Genomic DNA, 10,110 nt, shown 5'->3' with positions numbered 1-10,110 from the left:
GTTCGGGCCTGTTTTGTTCTCTGGTAGGGCAGAGCAGGCTCAGGGCTACTGAAAGCCCGCTCCGTACCGCTTTAGCGGTCGGAGTCGGGTAGTTTACAGGACAATCCCTTTCACGACAACAGAAGAGATCCCGGAGCTGTCTGCTTAAGACCTAGGGAGTCGGTGTGGCAGAGGGGATGCGCAGCTCCACAGCCGTATCCAGGCGAGAGCGTGGGGGTGGGGCTTCTCCCTGAGCCAGTTCTATGTACTGGGCCAGCGGGTGATGCTCCTTCCAGCGGGATCCCACCTCAGCAGCCATCTGGGTGACTTGGATTTGATAAAGCTGGGCCAGCTCGGCAGCATTGAGGTTGCTCCGCTCCACCTGATCGCGACTGGCCTCGGCCAGGATATCTACCACAAGGTTGCCTTGCTCATCAAACCGCCACAGTTCCAGGCGGCTGCGGGAACGCAGGCTCAGCTCCGTTGGCGAAGCTGGTCGAGTGAGGACATCGACGCGGGCGATGACGATGGCTTCCAGGCCCAGGTAATCGAAAAATTGGCCCACCGCCTCCGGCTTGCGGCGATCCCACTCAAACAGCTCGTAGATGGGCCAGCCCACCTTCTGCAAAATGGGCTGAATGCGACGGTTGTCCAGAGGCACCACCTTCTCGCCGTTGGGGATCAAGCCCAGACGCACTGCCTCTATGGCCAGGCGCTGGCCCAACAGTTGGGTGTGCTCCAACCCTCCCACCCCCAAAATGCCAAGGCGACGACGGGGTTGAGGCCGAATGGGCACCTGCAAAACCACATCCACAGGGGTGGTCAGGCCCCCTTGCAGCAGGATCTCCTGCTCTGCCTTTTCATAGTCGGGGTGCCACACCGTCAACATCCGGCGCCCGGCTGGGGCATGGTCTAGCTCAAAAGCGCCCCGCTCATCGGTTTGAATCGGCTGATTGGGGTTCTCCATGCCCTCCAACTGCACCTGTGCCCCCGCCACAGGTTGCCCCACGCTGTTGCTCACCTGCCCCACCAGCCGTGCTGTTCCCTGGGGCTGCCCTCTGTTTTGGGAGGGAAACAACGGCGTCAACCGCGGAATGGGGGTGGCCGGAGCCTGAGCCAGCGCTCCTGAAGCCAGTGCCAGCCAGCCGCAGAGGGCCAGACTGCCTGTTCGCGAGAGCGTTGCGTAGCGATAGCTGATCCTGCGCCGGAGAGGATGAAAGAAGAAAAAAGGCATGGCGAAGGTTGCATCCGGTAGTAGCAGTCGGTTCTATTCTGCTCCGCCCCCCTGACGTGAACAGGGCAAGATCCTGCTGCAGGGATCCTCACCCAGAAAAGGGGTTGTTGGTTTGCCATTGTTGGACAAACACCGGCACCATGTTGCGCACCTGCAGCCGAAACAGGCCCGCTGCCGCATCTTCAAACATCGGATCCCCGCCCACATCATCCCGCCCATAGGCTTCGTAGTAGCGAGCCCGATCCCCAGGCCGATCCCTCTGCAAGTCCACCACCACCACCACCCCGCGGCTGCGCAGCTGGTTGGGGGTGAAGTTGGGAATTTCCACCGGCACCGTCGGGGCCACAAAGCGTAAGGCTGTATTCAGCAGAGAGTTGCCCTGGCGGTTGTAGTCCCGCGAGATCTGCATCTGGGTCAAAAGGATGTAGCGCAATTCCAGGGCATCCCCGATGGCCTTCAGCTTGGCCAAGTCGGCGGTGTAGCGCTCATCCCGATCCAACAACGTTAGGCCCTGGGTGAGGGGCAGAAGCGGCTCAAACCGAGGATCCGGCCCCAAAGGCCCCTTCAAGAGCAGTACCGGTCGCTGGGGCTGCAACTCCTTCAGGGCCATGCTGAGGTGGCGGGCCAGCTCATCCGAGTAAACGGGTTCATCCGGCAAAAGGCCAATGCCCTCCGGCTGGCGGGTCGGTTCCCCTGGCGGCAGGCGAATATCCTGAGTGGAGACAAAGCCGGCCCGGACTTCCACCTGGGTGCTGGTCAGGGGAAAACCCGGCACCTCCACATCTACCAAATACAGGCCAGCCGGCAGTTCCGGCAGCACATAAGTGCCGTCGGCAGCAATGCGGACGGTTTGCCTGGGTTGGGTTGGCGTGGCGGCCAAGTGCAAAACCCCCGTCTGAACAGGTTGGCCGGCAATATCCAGCACCCGCCCGGTCACCACACCGCGGTTGCCTGGAGAGGGGACTCCCCCGTTCAGGACCTCTGTCCCGCCGTCGCCAACTTGAGCCTGAATATCCTGCAAACGGCGCAAAGCTGGGATCCCTGCTGCCACCACCCACAGATCCCGCTCCCCCAGCATCACCAGACCCGTCGGCTGTCCCTGCAGCCGCAGTGAGGCTGCCAATCGCCCCGTCTGCAAATCCACCAGTTGCAGGCGGTCGCTATCGCGGGAGGTCACGTAAGCCCAACGTCCATCCGGGGAAAGGGCCAGCCGCGTCGGTCGCCAATCCAGGCCAACCCGCTGCAGGGCCTCGCCGCTGCGGCTCAGATCCAGCACTGTTAGATCTTGGCTGCCGGAGTTGAGCACCACCAAGCGTTGCCGTTCGGCATCCAAAGCCATCGCTTCCGGAGTATTGCCGCCGCGCCAACGGGCCAACAACTCCCCATTGTCCGGGTTGACCACCAGCAAACTGAGGGGATCCTCCCCGGCTAGGCCCACAAACAGGGATCCCCGCTGCGCATCATAGGCCAGCGCCAAGGGGGGGCCGGGCATCGGCAAATTGCGGGCTTGCGGCTGCTCTGAGGGATCGCTTTGCGCACCGCTGACGCGCAGGGGAGCAGCCATCACCGCCAGACTTTGGGCAGAAGGCATGGAGGCGAAAACCCGCCCTGTGGCCGCATCCACGGCAATATCCAAAACTCCCGCCGGCAACCCATAGGCCTGAATCAGCTCCCCCGTCAGCAGATCGAGGGCCACCAGCCCAGGGGCATTGGGGCCAGAGGCATAGACCACCTGCCGCGCCTCATCCACCCGCACCACACTGGGAGCAAACCCCACCGCCACCTGCCACAGGGGATCCCCGCTGGCCCCATCCAGCAGGGTCACGGCCTGCTCCTCCAACAGCCCAACCGCAACCCAGCCCCGATCCGGTACCCCATCGATGCGATCGGCAGAGCTGCGCAAGGGCAAAAGCCAATCCCCCTCTGTCCTCAGGCCGTTCCCGTCCGTCGAAAAGTTCTCCACCGCAGAGGAGGAGCCTGCTGCCGGCAAAGGGATCCCTTGCCCCAACACAGGGGATCCCAGCCCCAGCACACCACTCAGCACAACCAGCCATTGCCACCGCATGGCCTTCTCCACCCCACAGTCGCGCCTACTTTGACTCAGGAGATCCTCGCCCAACCAGCATAGCCAACCCGACTGTCCGCTCGCTGTCAGCAAACCCAAACACATTTTGACAGGTTGCCCAGACGAACATAGAATGGATATTCGCTGGTTTTGTCAGGATCAACCATGAAGGTGCGGCCTTCCGTCCGTCGGATCTGTGAGAAATGCCGAGTCATCCGCCGCCATGGTCGGGTGATGGTCATTTGTTCTTCCAACCCCAAGCACAAGCAGCGGCAGGGCTAGAGGTTCGATGCAGGATGTGTCCAGCCTGCAATGGGAGACAGAGGCAAAGGCTTCCGACACAACCGAGCAAAACTTTGGCCAGATCTCTCGGCGAGCATGGATCCCAAGACCGGCATCTCTACAGCAACATTGAATGAGGATCCCATCTCAGGCAGGCAACTCAATCCTTACTGGGCAAGTGTGTTCGAGTTGGTTTGATTTGAAAGGTACCCCTGACTATGGCACGGATTGCGGGAGTTGACATCCCCCGAGAAAAGCGAGTGGAGATTGCCCTGACCTATATTTACGGCATTGGGCTGACCCGCTCCCGCCAAATTTTGGCGAAGACCGGCATCAATCCGGATACTCGTACCCGCGACCTCACCGACGCTGAGGTGGCCGCCCTGCGAACGGTGGTGGAGGGCGAATACCAGGTGGAAGGGGATCTGCGCCGCCAGGAGGCGATGAACATCAAGCGGCTGATCGACATTGGCACCTATCGAGGTCGTCGCCATCGCCTGGGTCTGCCCGTGCGTGGTCAGCGCACCCGCACCAACGCCCGCACCCGCAAGGGGGTCAGGAAGACGGTGGCCGGCAAGAAGAAAGCTCCTGCCAAGAAGTAGTCGCTCGGCTTTGCGCGGAAGGCAAAACTCTTCCACCATCCCGAATCCCAACCCCAAACAGTCGATTGCAAGGACACCTGGATCATGGCTCGGCAGCAACGGCGCGGACGTAAAGTCAAAAAGAACATCCCCAATGGGGTGGCCTACATTCAGTCCACCTTCAACAACACCATCGTCACCATCACGGATCCCAACGGCGATGTGGTGTCTTGGGCCTCGGCAGGTTCTACGGGCTTCAAAGGGGCCAAAAAGGGCACTCCCTTCGCCGCCCAAATGGCAGCAGAAAGTGCGGCGCGTCAAGCCATGGAGAATGGCATGCGCCAGATCGAAGTGATGGTGAGCGGGCCGGGAGCCGGTCGAGAAACCGCCATTCGCGCTCTACAGGCAACGGGCCTGGAAATTACTCTGATTCGAGATATTACCCCCATTCCCCACAACGGTTGCCGTCCTCCCAAGCGGCGGCGTGTCTGAAGGATCCCGCGTTGAGGGCTGGTCGAGCGTCTGTAGGGGGTTTTCTCCAGAGCTACGCCATGCCCCAGCGAAGGTCTGCCCAAGCGTGAGATGACCTCGAAGTTTCATCAGTTCTCCAAACGGATGTCGAGCCAGACGGACGGGGCCACCATGACGATTCAAACCAGCCGAACCCTCTCCCACTCTCTGGGCAGCAGAGCGAGCGCAAGCGCTGTTGCTTACCAGACCGAGTGTGTTGAATCTCATCGGGATGATAACGGCGTTCACTACGGCAAATTTGCTCTGGGGCCACTGGAGCGCGGCCAAGGGATCACGGTGGGCAACGCTTTGCGGCGGGTGTTGCTCTCCAATCTAGAAGGGACGGCGGTGACTGCTGTACGCATTGCCGGGGTGACCCACGAGTTTTCCACGGTGCCGGGGGTGCGGGAAGACGTGATGGAGATCCTTCTAAACATGAAGGAGCTGGTGCTGCGCTCCAGTTCCCCCGAGACTCAGGTGGGCCGCTTGGTGGCTCAGGGGCCAGGGGAAGTTACTGCTGAGAAGCTGCAATTGCCCAGCGACGTGGAGGTGATCAACCCCCGTCACCACATTGCCACCCTGGCGGAAGGGGCGATTTTGGAAATGGAGTTCATGATTGGCCGGGGACATGGCTACCGCGCCGTCGATTACTCTGACAGCAAGGCGATGGCGATTGATTTTCTGCAGATCGACTCTGTCTTCATGCCGGTGCGCAAGGTGAACTACGCTGTGGAAGCAGCTCGGGTGGGTCAATTCCTGGAAAAAGATCGGCTAGTATTGGAAATCTGGACCAACGGCAGCCTCACCCCGCAAGAGGCCCTCAGCCAAGCGGCCCGCATTTTGGTGGGCTTGTTCGCACCGCTGCAGGAGGTCAGCTTCGATGCTCCTGTGCCGCCCAAGCCAGACGAGGACAACCAAAAAAACCAGATCCCCATCGAGGAGCTACAGCTCTCGGTACGGGCCTACAACTGTCTGAAGCGAGCTCAGATCAACACGGTGGCCGATCTGCTGCTCTATACCGAGGAAGATCTGCTGGAGATCAAAAACTTTGGCCAGAAGTCTGCCGAAGAGGTGGTGCAGGCTTTGAAAGCCCGCTTTGGTCTGACACTGCCCCGCACCCGCGAAAAAGGCAAGGCCTAGAGTTTAGGTTCCGTCTCAAGCATCTGCACCGCTAGCACAACCGCGTCAAAACGCAAGGATCCCCGAAGAGTGTAGGACACAAGACAGAGGTTACCATGCGCCACCGCCGTCGTACCCCCCACCTCAATAAGCCCGCCGACCAGCGCAAGGCCCTGATGCGGGCGCTGACCACGGCTCTGCTGCGGGAAGGGCGGATCACCACCACCAAAGCCCGCGCCAAAGCCATTCGGGCCACCACCGAGAAGATGATCACCCTGGCCAAAGAGGGATCCCTGGCGGCGCGGCGACAGGCGCTGGCCTACATCTACGACAAGGAGCTGGTGCGCTCCCTGTTTGAGCAGGCTCCTGAGCGCTACCGGGATCGGCCCGGTGGCTATACCCGCATCTTGCGCACCGTGCATCGGCGGGGGGATGGAGCAGAAATGGCGGTCATCGAGCTAGTGTAGCGGAAAGGGATCCATGCCGTACCGTCGCATTGCCCTGAGAATTCAGTACCTCGGCAGCAGGTTCTATGGCTGGCAGCGCCAGGCAGCCCGCCGTACCGTGCAAGGGGTGCTGGAGGAGGCGATTGCGTCGCGGGCGGGGCATCCGGTAACCCTCTATGGGGCCGGTCGCACCGATACGGGGGTTCATGCTGCAGGCCAGGTGGCCCACTTCGACACCACCTCCGGCATCCCTGCGGCGGAGTGGTCGAGGGTGCTGAACGACTGTCTGCCGGAAGATGTGGTAGTGCTGGCTTCTGCTCAAGTGCCTGACTCCTGGCACGCCCGCTTTTCGGCTCGCTGGCGCCGTTACCGCTACCTGATCCTGAACCGGGAGCGACCGGATGTGTTCTGGCGCCTCTTTAGCTGGCAAGTGCGTTGGCCTCTGCAGGTGGAGCCGATGGCGGAAGCCCTGAATTCCCTGCTGGGGGAGCACAGCTTGGAAGCCTTCCGGCGGCGGGGATCGGATCGGCCCCACTCGCGGGTACAGGTGCAGGAGGTGCTCTGCCAGCGGCTGGGGGACTTGATCAGCATCGAGGTGCAGGCCAGCGGCTTCCTCTACCGGATGATGCGGCTCTTGGTGGGATCCCTAGAGGTGGTGGGCCGAGGCCAGCTCAGCCCAGCCCAATTTGTCCACCTGTGGCAACACAACGACTGGAGCCAGATGCGCACCCGCTACAGCGCTCCTCCGCAAGGGCTGTGCCTGACGGATGTGGGCTATGCTGCGGATCCCTTCGGTCAACAGTTCGCCCACTCGCCGCCCTTTTGGGCCTTGCCCACAGAGCCTCCCTCCGCCCTCCGGTCGCCGGCTGCGTTGGCCCATTCCTGCGGTTGATCTGGGCGATCTCCAAGCTTGTCCTGATCTGGGCGATCTCCAAGCTTGTCCTGATATGTTTCCTTGGCTGCCATGAACAAAACTCCCCTTCCCAACCCCGAGACTCTGGCGCCCCGCTGGTATCTGGTGGATGCTGCCAATCAGCGCCTGGGCCGCTTGGCCGCCGCTGTGGCCACCCTCTTGCGGGGTAAGCATAAACCGGACTTCACCCCTCACCTGGATACGGGGGACTATGTAATTGTGATCAACGCTGAGAAAGTGGTGGTCACTGGCAAAAAGCGCACCCAAAAGCTCTACCGCCGCCACTCTGGCCGTCCTGGCGGCATGAAAGTGGAAACCTTTGCCCAACTGCAGGCGCGCCTGCCGGAGCGGGTGGTGGAAAAAGCGGTCAAGGGAATGTTGCCCCACACCCGGTTGGGCCGGCGGCAATTCACCAAGTTGAAAGTTTATGTCGGGCCAAACCACCCTCATGAGGCCCAGCAACCTCAGGTTTATCCCCTCAACACGATCCCAGGAGCCAAAGCATGACTCAAGCGAGCAGCCAACGAGCCGTTTATTGGGGAACGGGACGCCGCAAAACCGCCGTTGCCCGCGTGCGTTTGGTGCCCGGCACGGGCAAAATCATCATCAACGACAGGCCGGGAGACCAGTATCTGCAGTATCAAGAAGCCCTGCTGGCCAGTGTGAAGGGGCCGCTGGAGATCCTTGGTCTGGAAAACTCCTACGATATTCTGGTGCGAGCCCATGGCGGCGGCGTTCACGGCCAGGCGGATGCGATCAAGCTGGGGGTGGCGCGCGCCCTCTGCGAGGTGGATCCGGCCAATCGCGGCCCTTTGAAAGTAGAGGGTTATCTGAAACGGGATCCGCGCGCCGTGGAGCGGAAGAAATACGGCCTGCGCAAGGCCCGCAAGGCTCCCCAGTACTCGAAGCGCTAGGGATCCCTGCCGTTGTTTTTAGAGGAAGATGTTGATAGACAAGGGTATAGAAACAGGCCCAGAGGAGGAAAGGGTTATGCCCAAGAAAGGATTGCACCCGCAGTGGTATCCAGAAGCCAAAGTCATCTGCAACGGCGAAGTGGTGATGACGGTGGGATCCACCAAGCCGGAGCTCAAGGTGGATGTTTGGTCGGGCAACCATCCCTTTTTCACCGGCAGCCAGAAGATCATCGACAGCGAAGGCCGGGTGGAGAAGTTCATGCGCAAATACGGCATGAGCGGTGGCAAAAAGGCCAAGTAGAGGTTCCCCCATCTGGGTGTGGGCAATACTTGGATTCCTGGGTATCGCAAGTCTATGGCTTCTGCTCAACTGATCGACCAGCTTAAGAATGTCGAAGCCACCTTTCAGGAGCTGACGGTGCGCTTGGCCGATCCGGACGTGGCCACGGATCCAGCTGAGCTGCAGCGGATTGCCAAGGCCCGCTCCTCCTTGGAGGCCACCGTCCAGGCTTTTCACGACTGGCAAAAGCTGAATCGCGATCTGCAACAGACGGAAGAGCTCTTGCGGGAATCGGCCTCCGACCCGGAGCTGGAGGCGATGGCAAGAGCGGAACTTGAGCAACTGCGGGCCCGCCAAGAACAACTGGAGGAAAAGCTCACCCTGCTGCTGCTGCCCCGGGATCCCAACGACGACAAGAACATTATGTTGGAGATTCGCGCCGGCACCGGTGGGGAGGAGGCGGCGCTGTGGGCGGCGGATCTGGCCCGCATGTACACCCGCTACGCCGAAAAGCTGGGCTGGTCGGTGCGTCTGGCGAGCCTCTCGGAAGGAGAGCTGGGGGGCTACAAAGAGGCGATCCTGGAGATTCAAGGGGATCAGGTGTACAGCAAGCTCAAGTTTGAAGCTGGCGTGCATCGGGTGCAGCGGGTGCCCGTCACCGAAGCGCAAGGCCGTGTCCACACCTCGACGGCCACGGTGGCGGTGATGCCAGAGGTGGACGAGGTGGAGGTGGTCATCGACCCGAAAGACATCGAAATCAAAACGGCACGCTCCGGGGGGGCAGGCGGCCAAAACGTGAACAAGGTGGAGACGGCGGTGGATCTTCTCCACAAGCCCACCGGGATCCGGGTGTTTTGTACCGAGGAGCGTTCCCAACTGCAGAACCGCCAGCGGGCCATGCAGATTTTGCGGGCCAAACTCTACGAGATGAAGCTGCAGGAGCAACAGGCCTCCATCAGCTCTGCTCGGCGCATGCAGGTGGGAACGGGATCCCGCTCGGAAAAAATTCGCACCTACAACTACAAGGACAACCGCGTTACCGACCACCGCCTTAACCAGAATTTCCCTCTGCAGCCCATCTTGGATGGGGAGCTGGACGACTTGATCCAAGCTTGTATTGGCCTTTACCAAAAAGAGCTGTTGGCGGAGCTATCCTAGGCCAAACTGAGTTACCGCCAGCGAATGGGATCCCTTCTCGAGGACCTTTCCTCTGCCGAGCTAGCGGTAGAATAAATACCCACGTCGAGTGCCTAAACCCCCATGCTGGCCGAATACCGCCAACACGCCGCTGCCCGCGAGGCCCAAGGGATCCCGCCGCTGCCCTTAAACGCTGCCCAGACCAGCCAGGTGTGCGAGCTCCTGAAGGCCCCGCCTGCCGGCGAAGAAGCCTTTTTGTTGCACCTCTTAACAGAGCGCGTCCCGCCGGGGGTCGATGAAGCCGCCTATGTGAAAGCGGGCTTTTTGGCGGCGGTAGCCAAGGAGGAGGTTGCATCGCCGTTGATCACTCCCCTGCGGGCGGTGGAGCTCTTGGGCACCATGCTGGGGGGCTACAACGTCCAGGTTTTGCTGGATCTGTTGCGGGATCCCCGGAGTGAGATTGCAGCGGCAGCAGCCCGCGCCCTCAGCCACACCCTGCTGGTTTTCGATGCCTTTCACGACGTGCTGGAGCTGAGCCAGTCCGGCAATGCCTATGCCCAACAGGTGATCGAGTCCTGGGCCAAGGGCGAATGGTTTACCGCCAAAGCTCCCCTGGCCGCAGCAATCACTGTAACAGTGTTCAAGGTTGC

12 protein-coding genes and 1 pseudogene are annotated in these 10,110 nt (G+C 61.1%); 11 read left to right on the top strand and 2 right to left on the bottom strand.

Annotation, left to right across the window (positions count from 1 at the left end):
• Positions 1 to 151: 151 nt before the first annotated feature.
• Both NW837_RS10070 and NW837_RS10065 read right to left on the bottom strand, forming a co-directional pair.
• A complete protein-coding gene (locus tag NW837_RS10070) occupies positions 152 to 1,213 on the bottom strand; it encodes a carboxypeptidase-like regulatory domain-containing protein (protein ID WP_414331183.1) in 1,062 nt (353 codons plus the stop codon).
• Between the two features lie 88 nt (positions 1,214 to 1,301).
• Positions 1,302 to 3,278, bottom strand: coding sequence for a carboxypeptidase regulatory-like domain-containing protein (locus NW837_RS10065; protein WP_414331180.1), 1,977 nt, complete (start codon positions 3,276 to 3,278; stop codon positions 1,302 to 1,304).
• A 165-nt stretch (positions 3,279 to 3,443) separates the two neighbouring features.
• Here NW837_RS10065 and rpmJ point away from each other — a divergent pair, with 165 nt between their 5' ends.
• From rpmJ to NW837_RS10010, 11 genes and pseudogenes are all read left to right on the top strand, one after another.
• Complete coding sequence (gene rpmJ / locus NW837_RS10060; RefSeq protein WP_011433187.1) at positions 3,444 to 3,560, top strand: 50S ribosomal protein L36; 117 nt, start codon at positions 3,444 to 3,446, stop codon at positions 3,558 to 3,560.
• Positions 3,561 to 3,778: 218 nt separating this feature from the next.
• Positions 3,779 to 4,162, top strand: a complete 384-nt coding sequence (gene rpsM, locus NW837_RS10055; RefSeq protein ID WP_011433188.1) for a 30S ribosomal protein S13 — start codon at positions 3,779 to 3,781, stop codon at positions 4,160 to 4,162.
• Positions 4,163 to 4,246: 84 nt separating this feature from the next.
• Positions 4,247 to 4,633: a 30S ribosomal protein S11 gene (gene rpsK / locus NW837_RS10050; RefSeq protein ID WP_011433189.1), complete on the top strand. Its 387-nt coding sequence runs from the start codon at positions 4,247 to 4,249 to the stop codon at positions 4,631 to 4,633.
• Positions 4,634 to 4,783: 150 nt separating this feature from the next.
• Entirely contained in the window at positions 4,784 to 5,791 is a 1,008-nt protein-coding gene (locus NW837_RS10045; RefSeq protein ID WP_414331185.1) for a DNA-directed RNA polymerase subunit alpha, read from the top strand.
• 95 nt (positions 5,792 to 5,886) lie between these two features.
• Complete coding sequence (gene rplQ / locus NW837_RS10040) at positions 5,887 to 6,237, top strand: 50S ribosomal protein L17 (RefSeq protein ID WP_011433191.1); 351 nt, start codon at positions 5,887 to 5,889, stop codon at positions 6,235 to 6,237.
• 13 nt (positions 6,238 to 6,250) lie between these two features.
• Positions 6,251 to 7,108 carry a tRNA pseudouridine(38-40) synthase TruA gene (gene truA / locus NW837_RS10035; RefSeq protein WP_414331177.1) on the top strand — a complete coding sequence of 286 codons (858 nt, stop codon included), beginning with the start codon at positions 6,251 to 6,253 and terminating at the stop codon, positions 7,106 to 7,108.
• 72 nt (positions 7,109 to 7,180) lie between these two features.
• Positions 7,181 to 7,636 (top strand): 50S ribosomal protein L13, encoded by a 456-nt coding sequence (rplM, locus tag NW837_RS10030; RefSeq protein WP_011433193.1) that lies wholly within the window; start codon positions 7,181 to 7,183, stop codon positions 7,634 to 7,636.
• The gene (rpsI, locus tag NW837_RS10025; RefSeq protein WP_011433194.1) at positions 7,633 to 8,043 is read left to right on the top strand and encodes a 30S ribosomal protein S9; all 411 of its coding nucleotides are present in this window, start codon (positions 7,633 to 7,635) and stop codon (positions 8,041 to 8,043) included. Before rplM ends, rpsI begins: the two co-directional genes overlap by 4 nt.
• A gap of 76 nt (positions 8,044 to 8,119) precedes the next feature.
• Positions 8,120 to 8,344 carry a 50S ribosomal protein L31 gene (rpmE, locus tag NW837_RS10020; protein ID WP_011433195.1) on the top strand — a complete coding sequence of 75 codons (225 nt, stop codon included), beginning with the start codon at positions 8,120 to 8,122 and terminating at the stop codon, positions 8,342 to 8,344.
• Between the two features lie 54 nt (positions 8,345 to 8,398).
• Positions 8,399 to 9,481, top strand: a complete 1,083-nt coding sequence (gene prfA / locus NW837_RS10015) for a peptide chain release factor 1 (protein ID WP_011433196.1) — start codon at positions 8,399 to 8,401, stop codon at positions 9,479 to 9,481.
• A gap of 102 nt (positions 9,482 to 9,583) precedes the next feature.
• Positions 9,584 to 10,110: pseudogene (locus NW837_RS10010) on the top strand (aconitate hydratase B); the annotation flags it as partial.

This window comes from Synechococcus sp. R6-10 (genome assembly GCF_047461815.1).
GTDB lineage: Bacteria > Cyanobacteriota > Cyanobacteriia > Thermostichales > Thermostichaceae > Thermostichus.
Note: the sequence above shows the minus strand (reverse complement) of the source record. Positions and strands in the feature narration are given on the sequence as shown.

Bases quoted from the DNA above. Each gene is read 5' to 3' on its own strand.
- NW837_RS10070 (WP_414331183.1), bottom strand. From the start codon at position 1,213: ATGCCTTTTTTCTTCTTTCATCCTCTCCGGCGCAGGATCAGCTATCGC.
- NW837_RS10065 (WP_414331180.1), bottom strand. From the start codon at position 3,278: ATGCGGTGGCAATGGCTGGTTGTGCTGAGTGGTGTGCTGGGGCTGGGA.
- rpmJ (WP_011433187.1), top strand. From the start codon at position 3,444: ATGAAGGTGCGGCCTTCCGTCCGTCGGATCTGTGAGAAATGCCGAGTC.
- rpsM (WP_011433188.1), top strand. From the start codon at position 3,779: ATGGCACGGATTGCGGGAGTTGACATCCCCCGAGAAAAGCGAGTGGAG.
- rpsK (WP_011433189.1), top strand. From the start codon at position 4,247: ATGGCTCGGCAGCAACGGCGCGGACGTAAAGTCAAAAAGAACATCCCC.
- NW837_RS10045 (WP_414331185.1), top strand. From the start codon at position 4,784: ATGACGATTCAAACCAGCCGAACCCTCTCCCACTCTCTGGGCAGCAGA.
- rplQ (WP_011433191.1), top strand. From the start codon at position 5,887: ATGCGCCACCGCCGTCGTACCCCCCACCTCAATAAGCCCGCCGACCAG.
- truA (WP_414331177.1), top strand. From the start codon at position 6,251: ATGCCGTACCGTCGCATTGCCCTGAGAATTCAGTACCTCGGCAGCAGG.
- rplM (WP_011433193.1), top strand. From the start codon at position 7,181: ATGAACAAAACTCCCCTTCCCAACCCCGAGACTCTGGCGCCCCGCTGG.
- rpsI (WP_011433194.1), top strand. From the start codon at position 7,633: ATGACTCAAGCGAGCAGCCAACGAGCCGTTTATTGGGGAACGGGACGC.
- rpmE (WP_011433195.1), top strand. From the start codon at position 8,120: ATGCCCAAGAAAGGATTGCACCCGCAGTGGTATCCAGAAGCCAAAGTC.
- prfA (WP_011433196.1), top strand. From the start codon at position 8,399: ATGGCTTCTGCTCAACTGATCGACCAGCTTAAGAATGTCGAAGCCACC.